16 protein-coding genes and 1 riboswitch are annotated in these 16,349 nt (G+C 40.5%); of the genes, 4 read left to right on the top strand and 12 right to left on the bottom strand.

Going from position 1 to position 16,349, the window contains the following annotated elements:
- Window positions 1-170: 170 nt before the first annotated feature.
- From EWU23_RS03775 to EWU23_RS03830, 12 genes are all read right to left on the bottom strand, one after another.
- Complete coding sequence (locus EWU23_RS03775; RefSeq protein ID WP_166228950.1) at window positions 171-425, bottom strand: Trm112 family protein; 255 nt, start codon at window positions 423-425, stop codon at window positions 171-173.
- Window positions 403-1,053 (bottom strand): thiamine phosphate synthase, encoded by a 651-nt coding sequence (locus EWU23_RS03780; RefSeq protein WP_205753065.1) that lies wholly within the window; start codon window positions 1,051-1,053, stop codon window positions 403-405. The genes EWU23_RS03775 and EWU23_RS03780 overlap by 23 nt, the downstream gene beginning before the upstream one ends.
- Window positions 1,050-2,105 carry an AIR synthase-related protein gene (locus tag EWU23_RS03785; protein ID WP_166228952.1) on the bottom strand — a complete coding sequence of 352 codons (1,056 nt, stop codon included), beginning with the start codon at window positions 2,103-2,105 and terminating at the stop codon, window positions 1,050-1,052. Before EWU23_RS03785 ends, EWU23_RS03780 begins: the two co-directional genes overlap by 4 nt.
- Window positions 2,102-2,827, bottom strand: coding sequence for a class I SAM-dependent methyltransferase (locus tag EWU23_RS03790; protein WP_166228954.1), 726 nt, complete (start codon window positions 2,825-2,827; stop codon window positions 2,102-2,104). Before EWU23_RS03790 ends, EWU23_RS03785 begins: the two co-directional genes overlap by 4 nt.
- Window positions 2,828-2,891: 64 nt before the next feature.
- Window positions 2,892-2,982: riboswitch (TPP riboswitch) on the bottom strand.
- Between the two features lie 438 nt (window positions 2,983-3,420).
- Window positions 3,421-4,329, bottom strand: a complete 909-nt coding sequence (gene porD, locus EWU23_RS03795; protein WP_166228956.1) for a type IX secretion system protein PorD — start codon at window positions 4,327-4,329, stop codon at window positions 3,421-3,423.
- Between the two features lie 24 nt (window positions 4,330-4,353).
- Entirely contained in the window at window positions 4,354-4,671 is a 318-nt protein-coding gene (locus tag EWU23_RS03800) for a DNA-directed RNA polymerase subunit omega (RefSeq protein WP_109325079.1), read from the bottom strand.
- Between the two features lie 56 nt (window positions 4,672-4,727).
- Complete coding sequence (locus tag EWU23_RS03805) at window positions 4,728-5,618, bottom strand: outer membrane protein assembly factor BamD (protein ID WP_166228958.1); 891 nt, start codon at window positions 5,616-5,618, stop codon at window positions 4,728-4,730.
- Window positions 5,619-5,657: 39 nt separating this feature from the next.
- A complete protein-coding gene (locus EWU23_RS03810; protein WP_166228960.1) occupies window positions 5,658-7,415 on the bottom strand; it encodes an ABC transporter ATP-binding protein in 1,758 nt (585 codons plus the stop codon).
- 3 nt (window positions 7,416-7,418) lie between these two features.
- A complete protein-coding gene (locus EWU23_RS03815; RefSeq protein ID WP_166228962.1) occupies window positions 7,419-7,571 on the bottom strand; it encodes a FeoB-associated Cys-rich membrane protein in 153 nt (50 codons plus the stop codon).
- 7 nt (window positions 7,572-7,578) lie between these two features.
- Window positions 7,579-8,379 carry an inositol monophosphatase family protein gene (locus tag EWU23_RS03820; RefSeq protein ID WP_166228964.1) on the bottom strand — a complete coding sequence of 267 codons (801 nt, stop codon included), beginning with the start codon at window positions 8,377-8,379 and terminating at the stop codon, window positions 7,579-7,581.
- A complete protein-coding gene (locus EWU23_RS03825; protein WP_166228966.1) occupies window positions 8,379-10,508 on the bottom strand; it encodes a carboxy terminal-processing peptidase in 2,130 nt (709 codons plus the stop codon). Before EWU23_RS03825 ends, EWU23_RS03820 begins: the two co-directional genes overlap by 1 nt.
- Before the next feature lie 18 nt (window positions 10,509-10,526).
- Window positions 10,527-11,303, bottom strand: a complete 777-nt coding sequence (locus EWU23_RS03830; protein ID WP_166228968.1) for an FKBP-type peptidyl-prolyl cis-trans isomerase — start codon at window positions 11,301-11,303, stop codon at window positions 10,527-10,529.
- A gap of 240 nt (window positions 11,304-11,543) precedes the next feature.
- On the opposite strand from EWU23_RS03830, the gene atpA reads away from it, so the two are divergent.
- From atpA to hflX, 4 genes are read left to right on the top strand one after another with little or no spacing between them, the layout of a single operon-like run.
- Window positions 11,544-13,124 (top strand): F0F1 ATP synthase subunit alpha, encoded by a 1,581-nt coding sequence (gene atpA, locus EWU23_RS03835; protein WP_166228970.1) that lies wholly within the window; start codon window positions 11,544-11,546, stop codon window positions 13,122-13,124.
- Window positions 13,125-13,138: 14 nt separating this feature from the next.
- Window positions 13,139-14,020: an ATP synthase F1 subunit gamma gene (gene atpG / locus EWU23_RS03840; RefSeq protein ID WP_166228972.1), complete on the top strand. Its 882-nt coding sequence runs from the start codon at window positions 13,139-13,141 to the stop codon at window positions 14,018-14,020.
- A gap of 4 nt (window positions 14,021-14,024) precedes the next feature.
- Complete coding sequence (locus EWU23_RS03845; protein WP_166228974.1) at window positions 14,025-14,849, top strand: DUF2911 domain-containing protein; 825 nt, start codon at window positions 14,025-14,027, stop codon at window positions 14,847-14,849.
- Window positions 14,850-14,909: 60 nt separating this feature from the next.
- A complete protein-coding gene (gene hflX / locus EWU23_RS03850; protein ID WP_166228976.1) occupies window positions 14,910-16,181 on the top strand; it encodes a GTPase HflX in 1,272 nt (423 codons plus the stop codon).
- Window positions 16,182-16,349 lie beyond the last annotated feature (168 nt).

Genomic DNA, 16,349 nt, shown 5'->3' on the forward strand with positions numbered 1-16,349 from the left:
CAAAAAGGATTTGGGTTGAGGAAATGGATATTGGGCTACTAGTATGGGATTACAAATCCCCCTAATCTGTCGTTCGACATGCCCCTGGGGAACATGTCGAATAACAGGACCAAGTCTAAAAATTCAACAAAGGCTAAGAAAAAACCTTGATCGATTTGAATTATAAGGTCTTACATCAAACGAAAATTATCCGATACTTTATCTTTCGTTAATCGCTCCAGTAATGGTTGTTCTAAGCGAAACTCTCTGTATTCATCTGGACTCATGATAGGAATTCCTGATACAATGGGATAAACTCGTTTACATGATGGGCATACTAACATCCCCTCGACAATATTCTCCTGTATATCCTTTGATATGATTGTCAATTGCAAGTCTTCATGATCAAAGGGACAACAAAGCTTATTTATAGTTTCTTGTTTCATTTCTTTTTTCAATTATGTGTAGGTACTTTTTTATTGACTCTTTGGGTTGCGCTGAATTCATTATTCCAGAAACTAATGCTATTCCAGAGTAAGGTAATTCATTGAGTAATTCCATATTTTCTGGCTTTATTCCTCCAGCCAAATAGATGGGGATATTGGAAATTTTCCGAGCATCTTGAACAACATCAAAGTGAACTAAATCGCAGCTATTTGCGGTTGATGAAGGAAACATAGAACAAAATGAGATGTAATTAAACCCATTATTTTCGGCCCATTGAACTACCATTAAATCATTGTTGCATGTTATTCCCCATAGCACTTCCTTTTTACAGGCTTGTTGTATTTCATGGAAATCCTGGGGTATACTATCCAAATGGACTCCATCCAAAGGAGTCAATGCCAGCAAATCCCAACGATTATTAATCAGTACAGGAATATGTTGACGATGGCACTTTTGAACGATTTGATCAATTAAATCTAGTATATTCTCTCCCAGCAGGAAATTATCCCAAATCTGAACTGCTGCTATGTCTTCCTGAATCACTTCCTCTAACTTATTCATTAACTCTTCCCTATCCATAGATGGATCCAGAATAAGATAAATACCGCTTCGCATTACTTTTTTCATTTCCAACCTGCCGTTAATGCCTTAAAAAATGCTTCCCAATAAGGATCTGTTTCTATATACGTAACGGTCTTACTGATTTGGTTTTCGATCAGATTAATTCCCTGCTCCTTGGAACATAATTCTCCTACTTCTACGCAGGCTATATTGTTTTTTGCCAAACGAGCTATGACTTCATTTGACGCCTCTTTTTCACAAGCAATGACCATGGAACCCGCACCAATGCAATACCGAGGATCTAAATCAAAAGCCCTGCACACATGGGCTTGAACCTCAGAAATTGGCAATTGATGGTTCTGAATGATGGCCCCATTTCCCGAGGCCGTTGCCATTTCATAGATTGCGCCCATCACCCCTCCTTCTGTCACATCATGCATGGCAGTTACTGCCATAAACTCTTGATTTTCACCTACAGCACATAAAGCATCTGCTAAAGAAGATGTCTCATAAAATGATTGACAAGCCAAATGGTAGATTTCAGCTCCAACTTTATTTTTTACAGTTTCCGGAAAACTCATGGCAAGAATAGCACTGGAAGATAGAGCACAAGATTTAGTCACTAATAAGGCATTCCCAGCCTTTGCCAATTTAGATATTCGCAATTTACTTTTAGGTGCTACGGTCACTAAAGTCCCGCCTCCTGCAATGGTCGAATTTTGTCCTTCAATAAACCCGGTATGGCCACCTGTTATGGCTATTTTGATGTCTGCACAAAATTGATGGATATAATCCCAATAAATTTGGAAATCATTTTTAGAAAATGAGGAAGGAAGGTTTAGGACAAACTGTCCATACATAGGAGCAAATCCAGTCGTGGCCATATCATTTGCCATCAAATGAACGGATAACCAGGCTGATTCTTGCAAACCCAAGGAAGGAATTAAAGATAATGGATCACTAGTAAGTGCCAAAGCCATGTCGCCAGGTAAGTCTATCACTGAAACATCGACTCCAAACTGGGGCCCTACACTTACTTCAGTACGTGCATGACCACATTTATGATAAATCATTTGGTCAAATAAATGATGTTCTAGTTTACCTAATTTTTCGTTCATGATTCTACATCTTTCAACTGAATGTATAAACCAAAGAAATCACCAAAAGGCAGGCTCCATTGTTGAATTGGGAACCAAGCTGGAAGTCCTGTACAAGTCCAATGAATCGAATATTCTCTTCCTTCTAAAGCTTCATGTATGATTTCTGTTAACTTGGCAGGAGTATAAAAAGTAGCGGTTAGGTAGAAAGGATTTTGACCAAATAGTTCTTGAACCCTTCTTCTGACCACTTTGGTTGAATTTCGGTTCATCATACCCATAGCGATTCCATATTTAGCCACTCGAGCAGCTTCACGAATTACTTTGATGGGGTCTTGATAATATTCAAATGTGGTAATAAAAGCCAATGAATCGAAACTATGGTTCTTGAAAGGCATGTGATGTGAATCTGCCATGACTAAATCTCCATCAAATAAATGCTTAGCTTGAGACAGCATCAAAGGTGAAATATCTCCCCCAGTAGCTTCAATCCCAATTTCTTTCCACCAGCGAGTGAAGCGGGCTGTTCCGCAACCAAATTCCAATAATGTTTTAACCCTTTTGTCGCTTGAAACAAGTTGTTCCATGACCTTTTTTTGCCAAATTTCTGCACGTTTGTATCGTCCTTCATACCATTGCTCATAGGAGTCTGTATGTTCCCGATTAAAAAACCATTCAGGTCTATTTTGCCAGTTTTGTTGACTTATGGGAATTAAGTCCGTTGAAAATTTTTCTACTTCCATCTTGATTTATTGTTAAAAATCAAAAGCTCCACCCTTTGAATATACCAATGGGTGGAGCTTGAAATAAAATCTTCAAAGGCATCCCTACGTTGGCATTATCCAAATCAGGTCTCGGGTATCATCTCAGCCTATACAAGGCACCCCGTGCTTTACTATGGTCAAATATATCAATTAATTCATCGAATTCTATCTTGGTTGAAAATAAATGATTTTATGCCAAGTGAAAGTCTTTGATTACATGGCATTATTCCCTTATCTAGGCCACTGATACATTGTATTTTATCTAACAGCTTGTTCAACATAATAAACTGGCTTTCATTAAATGGTTATGATGATGTAATTTCCTTTTATTCAAATAGAGCATTCAAATAATATCCGTTTTAACAAAAACATTATCAATTACATGGATTAGTTGGCAGAAAAATATTCTGAATTTCGCTTAGATTTGTCAAATCTTCAAGATTTGACAAATCTCAAGGACAAAGTCAAGGACAAAGTCAATATCAATGTCAAATCAACTTGAGATTCTCTAGACCAATTACCTCAACAGGTTGCCTTAACAAATTGCTTGAAAAAATTAAATAAAAAATTCCCTACCTTATCAACTTCCTATACGTCTCCGTACGGATGGGGTCCAATAAACTGAGGTAGGCAAAGGCCTGCTGGCGCTCGCTAGGGCTAGCTTCATCCATGATGGAGAAAATCTCGTCGGCCTTAGCATCAAAGAAAATGCGGATACTGGCAGCCCCTGGGCGAATTTGATTGATTTGTCGGATTTGATTCAACAAGTCCAAAATCCCTTTGCGGGTCTCATCCGGTTGAACTTTATAAGTATCCAATAACAATCGGTGGTAAGTATAATTCACCTCTCGGATACCCTGTAATTGCTGGTTCATTAAACTCTCGGAGATGGCCACTCGGCTACGGACATCATTCACTACGCCCCAGCCTGTACCAGAGGTTTGAGCCAAATTAGTCAAGTTAAACAACTTCTGCGTAAACATATCCCCTCCCATCTTGCCAAAGGAATCATATTGATAAGCACAGGCCAAATAGGCATAATAGGCCAACATCGCACTTAAATTCTCAATATAGGAATTGTCATTGTAAGTCAGGGGCATACCCAACAAATACTTGAAATTAAAATTCTTATCTATGAGATTCAATACAATTGTTTCGTAGGATGTCCCAAAGACTGGTCGTAATACTTGCACACGGGCATTGGCCTCAAAGTCGCCCTGCGAGGTGGCTTTGGTCAAGAGTAAATTGATGTTGACTTTGATTTTTTCCTCCGGAGCAAAATTATCGTTGGACCAACGCCTTCCATTCAAGAATTCTTGCATGGTCCTTTGTAATTCCGGATAGATTTGATTGCTTCCGCGCTGCTGATCGAGCTGTAATTGCTCGGTATTGATGGTCACCGTTGCTTGTAACTCCTGGGCACGAAGTCCCCAGGAAGTTAGCAACAAGATTAAGCTCAGAAAAAAGGGAGTAGATTTCATGGTTAGAAATCAAACGAAATAAAATTATTTTTCGTCTGTACCTTCTTCACGTATACGAAAATCAACTTTATCAGCCATAAAGTCGTCGATAGCTAAAGCCGAAGGCTTAGGCATACGCTCGTAATATTTGGAAATTTCAATTTGCTCGCGGTTCTCAAATATCTCCTCTAAATTATCTACTGAAGATGCAAACTCAGAAAGTTTACCTGATAATTCTTCCTTCATCTTACTAGAGATTTGACGCGCTCTTTGCGAAATAATGGAAATTGATTCGTACACATTTCCCGTCTTTTCGGCAATTTTATCTACATCACGGGTGATGATCGATGGGTTTGTTTGGATCTTAGACATCTCTATAAATTTAAGATTGCAAATTTAGACTAAATTTTTGGTAAAAACTATTGAGGACTGGTGGCCAATTTGGAGGTTTTTGCCTTCTCCTTTTCCACAGCCGCCTTGTACTCCTCTTCCAAATGGGTAATACGAGCTACCTCTTCGACACTTTTCGTGTACATCTTCTCAGCCAATTTCAAATAATTGCTGTTCGGATATTTATCTACTAGCTCCAAATAAAATTTAGATGCATCGGTATAACGTTCCTTTTGCTTTATCTCAATGGTGCTATTCGCCAACTCAAATTGAGATAAAACCTTTAAATAAGCCATTTCTTCACTGTAATCAGAATCAGGGAAATCACGCTGAAAATTGGTAATCTCAATCACCGACGACTTCAACGTAGCAATATTGAAAGGCGATGTCTTATAATACAAGCGCGCTTTTTCATAGGCTTTGCGCTCTAATTTTTTACGCAATTCCCGAATGATATTACTGCACTCTTCCTTAAACTTGGTATCTGGGTAATTATTTAAATAGCTCTGAATCTCGTTGATGGCCGACAATGTCCCTGTTTGGTCCAAATTATAGTTAGGAGAATCTTTGTACAAAGAAAAAGCCGACATGTAAATAGCCTCTTCGGCATATTCACTACGAGAAAATACTTCCGCAAATTTCTTAAAATGAGAATTGGCTAGGGTATAATTACCCGTATTGAAATCACAATAAGCCTGATAAAAAGTGGCTAATTCCTGCGTAGAATCACCTTTCAACAAAGGCAAAATCTCATCAAAAAGAATTCCTGCCTTCGCAAAATCCTTCTTTTTATAATAATCTACAGCGGCCTTATATTTGGCAGGCACGTTGGCACTCTTACGGAATTTCTCAAATTTCCCACAAGAACTTAAGCCAATCACGGCTACCAAAAGAATCAATACTAAATTTTTCAACTTCATAAGAGCGCAAAGGTAATCATAATTGTGCGTACGTCCGAATTAAACTGCTTTACTAAATTGTAAATGATATAATTGGGCGTATAAACCGTCTTTTTTAATCAAATTATCGTGATTTCCTCGTTCTTTAATCTCCCCTTTATCCATCACTAAAATCTGGTGAGCATGGCGTATCGTGGACAATCGGTGAGCAATCACCACGGCAGTACGACCTTTCATCAAGGTGGCTATGGCCTCCTGAATCATCAATTCTGTTTCTGTATCTACCGAGGAAGTGGCCTCATCTAAAATGATAATCTTAGGATCATGTACCAAAGCCCGAACAAATGAAATCAATTGTCGCTGGCCCACACTCAAGGTTGCCCCTCTTTCCATCACCTGATACTGATAACCTCCTGGCAAGGACATAATGAAATCATGCACTCCCACGGCTTTGGCGGCCTCCTCCATCTTTTCTTGGCTAATGGATTCGTCTCCCAGGGTGATGTTATAAGCTATCGTGGAACTGAACAAAAATACGTCTTGCAATACTACTGCTATGTTTTTACGTAAACTCCCAATTTCATAGTCAGTCAAGGCAATACCATCAATCTGGATTTGGCCGGATTGACAATCGTACATCCGACTTAATAAACCAATGATGGAAGATTTACCTGCCCCCGTAGCTCCTACGATTGCCAAGGTTTTACCTGCCTCCACCTCAAAGCTCACATTCCGAACTACCCATTCTGGCTCATTATACGCAAAAGTCACGTCCTTGAATTCCACATTTCCTTCCAATTTGTCGGCCAAATGTGTCCCATTATTTTGGATATAATCCCTTGAATCCAAGAGAGTCAAAATCCTTTCCGTAGAAACAATCCCCATTTGTAAGGTATTGAAGCGGTCGGCCAACATACGGATGGGTCTAAAAAACAAGTTGATGAACATGATGAAAGCCGTCAAAGTCCCCACACTTTGTTGCTCTTTCAAAATATAGGTCGAAGCCATCCACACCACCAAACCTGTTCCCACAGCGGCAATCACATCCGCTACTGGGAAATAGACCGAATAAGCCCAAATACTCTTGATATTGGCATCACGATGCTCTTTATTGATTTCTTGAAACTTGTGCAATTCCCTTTTTTCAGCATGAAATAATTGCACAATCATCATCCCAGAAATATGTTCTTGTACGAAGGAATTCAAATTAGCCACGGCCAAACGAACCTCATTGAAAGACTTTTTGATGTGTTCTTTGAAAATGTAGGTCGACAAAACCATGAAAGGAACCGTAGCTAAAATGATCAAGGTTAAACGCCAATCGGTATAAAACATGACACCGACAATCAAAAACAATTGCAATAAATCCCCAGCGATGGAGGCTAGACCTTCAGAAAAAACATCATTCAATGTCTCTATATCAGAAACGGTTCTTGTGACCAAACGGCCAATGGGCGTGGCATCAAAGAAGGCCAAACGCAGGTTGATGATTTTTTGATACAGGGTCACTCGTATATCACGGATAACCGTTTGACCCAAATAACCCGCTAAATAACTGGTGGAAAATTGTAAACCTGTTTGTAAAAATAGAAAACCAAGCATGATGAAAAACATGCGCAGAAGATCTTGCATGTGTGCTACATCAACGTAATGATCGAGCGTATAGCGGATGAGCAAAGGAACTACAGGCGAAACACCTGCCATGCATAAAATCAGAAATACCAATAACCAAAAACGGAATTTATAAGGTAGGATAAACCCATAAATTCTGCGAATGATGTGTAAGTCGACTATTTTACCGCTGGACGTCTCTTTCAAAGCTTAAACGGGGTTGTTGGTTTCCGTGGGCATCGCAGAACAAGTTCCGCAACCTTTGGCACAACCCACTTGTTTGGAAAAAAACATCCGATAGACCATTCTCCCAAGGTATACGAGAGCTCCTAAAAATACGAGACCGATGATGATTTTTTCCATGAGCAGATTAGTTTTTCCAATGCACTTGTAAAGTTCCTAAAAATTCTTCAAAAATAGCCCCTGCTCCAATAATTTGACCCGTAAAAATCACATCCGAACCGCCCGAAAAATTGCTTACCTTCCCTCCTGCTTCTTCAATGATGATTTTACCTGCTGCCACATCCCAAGGTTTTAGATTGGCTTCAAAAAAACCCTCAAATCGTCCGCAGGCAGTATAGGCTAGGTCAATGGCCGCAGCGCCCATACGTCTCAAACCATGACTCTTTTGCATGAGTTCCTTCAAGAGGGTTAAATATTTGTCTTGATAGGAAAAATCATGGTAAGGAAAACCTGTGGCCAACAAACTTTTTTCAAGTGTGGGTTGGGAAGAAACCTGAATAGGTAAACCATTCAAATGTGCCCCAGCTCCTTGTACTGCATAAAACAACTCATCCCGGTTAGGCTCATAAATCATGCCCAAAACGGGTTGTTTCTGATAAATCAAACCCACAGAAACGGCATAAATAGGCAATTGATGCAAGAAATTGGTGGTTCCATCCAAAGGGTCAATTACCCAATAATACCCATCTCCAACTTCCGAAAAATCAGAGGCTGACTCCTCGGCAATAAATCCTGCTTCCGGAAAAATGACCGACAAGCTTTCTTTCAATCTAGCCTCAGCCGTTTGATCCACAAAAGAGACTAAATCATTTTTGCCTTTATATTGAATATGTTCTATAGCGATCTGATTGACCATGGATTGTATCCATTGGCCCGTTTCCCGAACCACAGGCAATGATTGCTCTAAAATTCTTGCTAAATCTGCCATTATTTCTTTGCAGAAGGCTTAGCCGCTACTTTGGTAGGTAGTGGCCCTAAGACCCAATCCGCCAATAATTGTTGTGTTTCTTTTAAATACACATCTTTCGCATGCTTATCTGCTGTCGATGATTTTTTGTCTTTATCTCCTTCTGGAGTATCAGCCGCTGAAGCAGCAATGTTATCCATCACAGCTTGAGACTCATCTGGCTTTTTCTTTTGCTCATCCAACTCCTTCTTACGCTTGTCGATTTGCAAGGAAATAGAATTCAATTCCTTGATTTTCTTCCAACGCTCAAAATCATCTTTCAATTTGATCAAATCTGGTTTAGACTTCAAACGTGCTTGGAAGCTTGACTGCATCTTATTGATTAATCCAGGATTGATGTTGGGCGTAATTTGATAGTTAGTAGCTGGAATCATATCCCAAGGCAAAGCACTTGGCTGTGAGCTCTCTCCAAATTCTTCTGCTGAAAAGGCCGAAGGTAAAGCAAAGTCTGGACTTACTCCTTTATGCTGTGTTGAGCTACCATTGATACGATAGAATTTCTCCAAGGTAATTTTCAATTGACCTACTGGCTCTTTCTCGTTGTTCATGTAATTATCTAAGTCCACCACCGACTGCACCGTGCCTTTACCATAAGATTGCTCTCCTACAATAATGCCACGCTTATAATCTTGAATAGCTGCTGCAAAAATCTCTGAGGCAGATGCCGAAAAACGATTGATTAAAACCGCCATAGGGCCATCATAGAATTGCTCAGGATCTTTGTCAACTTCTTGAGTAATCCGACCGTCGGATTGTTTTCTTTGCACTACTGGACCTTTGGGAATGAATAATCCCGTTAAATCCACAGCTTCAATCAAAGAACCTCCTCCATTATTACGTAGGTCAATGATCAAACCATCCACTCCTTCTGTTTTGAACTCGGTTAAGAATTTCTTCACATCAGCGGAAGTGGATTTAAAATCCGATTCTCTTTTACGCGCTCCTTCAAAATCACGGTAGAACATCGGGATGGTAATTAATCCCAATTTGATTTTCTTATCCCCCTGATTATAGGTCAAAATCTCTTTTTTAGCGGTTTGTTCTTCCAACTTAATTTTCTCACGAACCAAACGAACCTCTGTTCCTGGAGAACCTGTACCAGCACCCGCAGGCAATAATTTCAAACGAACCACGGTGTTTTTCGGTCCACGAATCAGCTTCACGGCATCATCGGTAAACCAACCAATCACATCCACAAAACTGCCATCATCTCCTTGGGCCACACCGATAATGCGGTCTTTGGGATTGATTTGCTTACTTCTAAAGGCAGGGCCTCCTGGAATCAAATCCTGAATGGTCACATAATCTCCTTCCAAACGAAGCGTAGCACCGATACCCTCAAAGCTTTGAGCCATGTCGGTATTGAATGCCTGAGCTGTACGAGGAATCATGTACGAAGTATGTGGGTCAATGCTTTCGGTATAGGCATTCATGAATACTTGGAACACATCTTCCGAACGGGTACGTGCCATGTATTTTTCGGAACGCTTGTAACGCTCTTTTAACTCACGTAAGGCGGTGGTATCTGCTTTACCGGAAATTCTCCAATCCAACAGTTGTCTTTTCACATCTTTGCGCCAAAAGTCATTGAGCTCTTCCTTGGAAGCCGCCCATGTAGCCTTTTCTCTACCTGGCTGATAGGTCTCTTCCACGGTAAAATCAGGTATTTTTTGCAAGATTTGATCGATATAAGCATAACGCTCTTTCATGCGCTGCTGGTAACGATTGTAAATAGCAAATGCTGAAGTCAAATCGCCATCGTTCAATTGGTTGTCGATGGTCAAACGGTATTTCTCCAATTCATCAATGTCAGAAGCTAAGAAGAACACCTTATTAGGGTCTAACTCTTTGAGATAGGCATCGTAGATTTTGGACGACAGCGAGTCGTTCACCGGAATCTTGCGGTAATGGTAATTACTTAAGATACCAAAGACCAATCGCTCCACCTTGCGCTGGGTATCGGTGGGCTGTAAATCACCTTCCTGATACACCACGGATTTGGTGGAAGGAAAAGTAGTCTGATTTTTGCCGTGCAAAAACAACACCACCAAAAGTGATAGAGGGATTAAAATAGGCAGTATCTTTTTCATATACCGAGATGCGTTATGTTATTTTTCGATAGCAATAAGTTCTACTTCAAAAATCAAAGCAGAATAAGGTTTGATGGCTGCTCCACCACCGCGGATACCGTAAGCTAATTCTTGAGGAATGTATAGTTTCCATTTAGAACCTACTGGCATCATTTGCAAAGCTTCTACCCAACCAGGAATTACGCCTGTTACTGGGAAGGAGATAGGCTCACCCCTATCCACAGAAGAATCAAACACGGTACCGTCAATCAGAGTTCCATGATAATGGGTTTTCACTTTATCGGCAGATGTAGGCTTAGTACCATCTCCTGCTTTGATGATTTCATATTGTAAACCGCTCGGTGTAACTAACACTCCCGCTTTCTTTTTGTTTTCGGCTAAAAACTTTTCGCCAGCTTCTTTATTCGGCAAGTATTGTTTGGCACCTTCGGCCATTTGTCTTTCCTGATTACGCATCATGAAATTGTTCACTACTTTTTGGCATTCTTGTTCGCTGAGGCTTAAAGTGCTACCTTGCGAAGCTGCGGCAAAGCCTTTGGCTACGGTTTCAGGATTTAAGACTACGTTTTGTGATTTGAAATTTTGAGCGACCAATACACCTACAGCATAGGAAACAGAATCAAGCGTACTAGCAAAATGAGACCCGGCATGCATGGCGACTTTCGCTTTAGAAGCTGAAGCAGCGGGTTTAGTAGCTACTTTTGCTTTGGCAGTAGGTTTTGTCTGAGCAAAAGTGGAAAAAGATAGAACAGAAAGAGTAAGAATAGTCGTTAATTGAATCAATGGAAATTTCATAGAATTTATTAATATAGTCAAACAAAGGCTCTAAGATACAGAAAAATGACTCTTTCTCAATTATTTTAACGCCATTTAACGGAATGGATATTGACCTAACGGCGAGTATCTAAAAAAAGTCTTATGAATTCATACATTTTTTGCAGAAGTTATGGGAATATTGAAATTTCATAACTAATTTTGCACCCGAAAATTTAGTTCAAAATAAGTATTTAACATCCCAGAAAACTCCATTTTAACATGGCATCAGTAAGACCAGACGAAGTTTCAGCCATCCTTAGGGAGCAATTATCTCAGGCTAAGACCCAAGCAGAATTAGAAGAAATAGGTACCGTACTCCAAGTGGGTGATGGTGTAGCTCGTATTTACGGGTTATCCAATGTACAAGCAGGTGAGTTGATCGTATTTGAAAACGGATTGAAAGCCTTGGCATTGAACCTAGAAGAAGACAATGTGGGAGCCGTATTATTAGGCGAATCCACTTTGGTGAAAGAGGGCGATACCGTAAAGAGAACCAAGTTAATTGCTTCGGTTAAAGTGGGTGATGGCATTTTAGGTCGTGTAGTGAACACCTTAGGTGAGCCTATCGACGGAAATGGTCCTATCACGGGAGACTTATACGAAATGCCATTGGAGCGTAAAGCACCAGGGGTAATTTTCCGTCAACCAGTAACAGAACCTCTTCAAACAGGTATCAAAGCGATCGATGCCATGATCCCCGTAGGACGTGGTCAGCGTGAGTTAGTTATTGGTGACCGTCAAACAGGTAAAACAGCTGTTTGTATTGATACGATTATTAATCAAAAAGAATTTTACGATAAAGGTGAGCCTGTTTTCTGTATCTATGTAGCCATCGGTCAGAAAGCATCTACCATCAAACAAGTAGAACAAACATTGCGTAAAGCAGGTGCTATGGAGTATACCGTTATCGTTTCGGCGAGTGCGGCAGATCCAGCTCCAATGCAATTCTACGCTCCATTTACAGGTGCAGCGATTGGTGAGTTCTTCCGTGATACTGGTCGTGCTGCCTTGGTTGTATATGATGACCTTTCTAAGCAAGCTGTAGCCTACCGTGAAGTGTCCTTATTACTTCGTCGCCCACCAGGACGTGAAGCATATCCAGGTGACGTATTCTACCTTCACTCTCGTTTATTGGAGCGTGCAGCTAAAGTAAATGCTTCGGATGCTATTGCGCGTTCGATGAACGATTTACCAGATTCCATCAAGCATTTGGTTAAAGGTGGTGGTAGTTTAACTGCTCTTCCGATCATTGAAACACAAGCAGGTGACGTTTCTGCTTATATCCCTACCAACGTAATTTCGATTACGGACGGTCAGATTTTCTTAGAGTCTAACTTATTCAACGCGGGTATTCGTCCAGCGATCAACGTAGGTATCTCGGTATCTCGTGTAGGTGGTAACGCACAGATTAAGTCCATGAAGAAAGTTGCAGGTACCTTAAAATTAGATCAAGCTCAATTCCGTGAATTGGAAGCTTTTGCTAAGTTTGGTTCTGATTTGGATGCTTCTACTAAATTAACGATCGACCGTGGTCGTCGTAACTTAGAGATGTTGAAACAACCTCAATTCTCTCCACAACGTGTAGAAGATCAAGTAGCGATGATTTACTTGGCTACTACTGGTAACTTGGATAAAGTACCTGTGGAGAAAGTACGTGAATTTGAAAAAGATTTCATCCAAGTATTACGTGCTACTGAAAAAGCAACATTAGATGCTTTAGGAGCAGGTAAATTTGATGATACCTTGACAGCTACACTAAAGCGTGTAGGAAATGAAGTAGCAGCTAAATACGCAGTTTAAAAAATTAGAATCGTATGGCTTCCTTAAAAGAAGTAAGAAATAGAATCGTTTCAGTTAATTCGACGCAACAAATCACCAAAGCCATGAAAATGGTTTCGGCAGCGAAGTTGCGTCGTGCCACTGATGCCATTGTCCAAATGCGCCCTTATTCTAAGAAGTTATCAGAAATGATTGCGACAGTATCAGGACGTACGGATGCAGGAAAAGAGAATCCATTCACTGAAGTACGTGAAATTAAAAACGTATTGATTTTGGTGGTGACTTCTGACCGTGGTTTATGTGGTGCATTTAATGCGAACATTGGTAAAGCAACCATCGCTTTAATTCAACAAAAATATACCACTTTGCACCAAGCTGGTCATGTAGAAGTCATGCCATTGGGTAAAAAAGGGGGTGAATATTTAGGTCGTAGAGGCTACAAGCTGAACGCCGCTCACCAAGATATTTATACCAAATTGAATTTTGGCAATGTGCGTTTGATTGGTGAAAATGTATTGAATGGCTTTGCCGAAAAACAATACGACGTAGTAGAAATCGTATTCAACGAATTCAAAAACGTAGCGACTCAAATCATTCGTACCGAACAATTATTGCCTTTGCAAGAAAGCAATATCGGTGATGTAAAACCTTCTGCAGTGGATTATATTTTTGAACCATCAGAAGCGGAAATCATCAACGAATTGATTCCAAAATCCATCAAATTGTCCATTTTTCGTGCTTTATTAGAGTCCAATGCTTCTGAGCATGGTGCTCGTATGACAGCCATGGATAAGGCTACGGACAATGCCGGTGAATTGATTAAAGCATTGAAATTAGAATATAACCGTTCACGTCAAGCCGCTATTACCAACGAGATCCTTGAGATCGTAGGTGGTGCTGAGGCCTTATCTGCTTAATCCTATGAAAAAGATCATTTTGTTTTTGGTATTGACTGTATTAGGAATGAATGCGAATGCGCAATCATTCAAAGTCCCTACTCCTAGTCCTACGCAAACCATTAAACAAGAGTTTTCTTTATCATCCGTAGAGATCACTTATTCTCGCCCTGCCCTACGTGGCCGTAAGATTTTTGGTGATATCGTTCCATTCGGAAAACTATGGAGAGCGGGTGCCAATGCTCCTACCAAAGTGACTTTTGGTGAAGATGTGAAAATCATGGGCAAAAGCTTGAAAGCAGGTTCTTACCAATTGATGATTAATCCTACTGAGAGATCTTGGGAAATTATCTTCAACAAAGGAACAGACGGTGTTTTCAATTATCACCCAGAGGAAAATGTATTGACGGTTTCTGTGCCAACAGCTACTTTGCAATATCCTGTGGAATCTTTGGCATACCAATTTGAACTAGTTGCAGCCAATAAGATGTTCATACAGATATCTTGGGAAAAGACTTTCGTCTCTATTCCGGTAGAAACGGAGATTGATGCTAAGATTGCTGCTTCCATTGAGCAGGTAATGAGTGCTGATACCAAACCCTATTTTGAATCTGCTTCCTACTATTTTGAGACTGGACGTGATTTAAACAAGGCGTTGGAATGGGCTACGAAAGCTACCGCATCGAATCCAAGTGCTTTTTGGGTATTCCATTTAAAAGCAAAGATTCAAGCGAAAATGGGTGATAAAGCGGGTGCCAAAGCAACGGCTTTGAAATCCATTGAATTGGCGAAAGCCGCAAAAAATGATGATTACGTAGTGCTTAATGAGAAATTAATTAAGGGCTTATAAAATAGAATTGCTTAATTTGAAAAAGCCTTTCTTAACGGGAAGGCTTTTTTTAGCTTATATATGGGAGAAGAAAAAGGTTACAGTACTGATAAAGAGCAAGAAACCGCCGTTTTAGTGGCCGTGACTACTCAAAAACAAAATGCACAGCAAACGGCAGAATACCTGGCCGAGCTAGCATTCTTGGCCTCTACCTCAGGGGTTCTGACCTTGCAAAGTTTTACTCAAAAACTAGCCAAGCCAGATAACCGTACCTATGTGGGTAAAGGGAAATTGGATGATGTGATCCGTTATGTGGTTGACAAAGATGTGGACATGCTCATCTTTGACGATGATTTATCGCCCTCACAGGTAAGAAACATTGAATACGAGATTTCATTGTGCGGTAAGGAGATGAAAGTCTTGGACCGTAGTTTGTTGATCTTGAACATATTTGCACAAAGAGCCAAAACGGTACAGGCTAAAACCCAGGTGGAATTAGCGCAGTACCAATACATGTTACCTCGTTTGACCCGTATGTGGTCTCACCTTTCCAAGCAACGAGGTGGTGTGGGTATGCGTGGTCCAGGCGAAAAGGAATTGGAAACTGACCGTCGTATTGCCAATGACCGCATAGCCTTTTTGAAAGAAAAGTTGGAGGCTATAGACCGACAAACCTATACTCAGCGTAAGAACCGCGACCGCATGGTGCGCGTGTCTTTGGTGGGATATACCAACGTAGGTAAATCGACCTTGATGCAAAAATTAGCCAAGGCCGATGTATTTGCTGAGAATAAATTATTTGCCACGGTAGACTCCACGGTACGCAAGGTAAGCTGGGAAGGCATTCCTTTCCTTCTGACAGACACCGTAGGATTTATACGTAAACTCCCTACCCTGTTGATTGAATCCTTTAAATCCACCTTGGATGAGGTGAGAGAGGCCGATATACTTTTGCACGTCGTTGACATTTCTCATCCGAATTTTGAGGAGCAGATTGAGATTGTACAAGGGATTTTGAATGAAATGGGAGCTGGCGATAAGCCAACCATCTTAGTGTTCAACAAGATTGATTTATTCCCGGTAGAAGACGTTTTCTTTGAAGGCGCAGCCTTGAATGAGGACGGAGAGCCCGAATTGAGCAAGATGGACCGCGTGACCCAGTTTTTGAAGCAAACCCACTGGCAAACCAACCAACCCAAAACCGTCTTTATCTCTGCCGAGCAAAAGAGCAATTTGAACGAATTGCGTGAAACCGTCATGAACCTAATCAAGGAGAAGCACATGCAAATCTTCCCGAACTGGCTAAGTGGTAATCACTTGATGGGGCATAGTGATGAGTATGTGCCGGAGTAGTTTTGGGGATGTAGAATGTAGAATTAGGAATGTAGAATGATGTATGTCTTGTCCTGATATAGGTTGACAGTTGGGTTCATTAATAATTCATTGTAAATATAGTTTAAGCTGCATATAAATCAACTGGCTTTTTCATTTTTAAAGCTAAATGTGGTCTTGATTCATTGT

Source organism: Aquirufa beregesia, assembly GCF_011090385.1.
Lineage (GTDB): Bacteria > Bacteroidota > Bacteroidia > Cytophagales > Spirosomataceae > Aquirufa > Aquirufa beregesia.

Coding starts and splice junctions, on each gene's coding strand:
- atpA (WP_166228970.1), top strand. CDS start 11,544: ATGGCATCAGTAAGACCAGACGAAGTTTCAGCCATCCTTAGGGAGCAA.
- EWU23_RS03785 (WP_166228952.1), bottom strand. CDS start 2,105: ATGAACGAAAAATTAGGTAAACTAGAACATCATTTATTTGACCAAATG.
- EWU23_RS03815 (WP_166228962.1), bottom strand. CDS start 7,571: ATGGAAAAAATCATCATCGGTCTCGTATTTTTAGGAGCTCTCGTATAC.
- EWU23_RS03805 (WP_166228958.1), bottom strand. CDS start 5,618: ATGAAGTTGAAAAATTTAGTATTGATTCTTTTGGTAGCCGTGATTGGC.
- EWU23_RS03820 (WP_166228964.1), bottom strand. CDS start 8,379: ATGGCAGATTTAGCAAGAATTTTAGAGCAATCATTGCCTGTGGTTCGG.
- EWU23_RS03825 (WP_166228966.1), bottom strand. CDS start 10,508: ATGAAAAAGATACTGCCTATTTTAATCCCTCTATCACTTTTGGTGGTG.
- EWU23_RS03780 (WP_205753065.1), bottom strand. CDS start 1,053: ATGAAAAAAGTAATGCGAAGCGGTATTTATCTTATTCTGGATCCATCT.
- EWU23_RS03790 (WP_166228954.1), bottom strand. CDS start 2,827: ATGGAAGTAGAAAAATTTTCAACGGACTTAATTCCCATAAGTCAACAA.
- EWU23_RS03775 (WP_166228950.1), bottom strand. CDS start 425: ATGAAACAAGAAACTATAAATAAGCTTTGTTGTCCCTTTGATCATGAA.
- EWU23_RS03845 (WP_166228974.1), top strand. CDS start 14,025: ATGAAAAAGATCATTTTGTTTTTGGTATTGACTGTATTAGGAATGAAT.
- porD (WP_166228956.1), bottom strand. CDS start 4,329: ATGAAATCTACTCCCTTTTTTCTGAGCTTAATCTTGTTGCTAACTTCC.
- atpG (WP_166228972.1), top strand. CDS start 13,139: ATGGCTTCCTTAAAAGAAGTAAGAAATAGAATCGTTTCAGTTAATTCG.
- EWU23_RS03830 (WP_166228968.1), bottom strand. CDS start 11,303: ATGAAATTTCCATTGATTCAATTAACGACTATTCTTACTCTTTCTGTT.
- hflX (WP_166228976.1), top strand. CDS start 14,910: ATGGGAGAAGAAAAAGGTTACAGTACTGATAAAGAGCAAGAAACCGCC.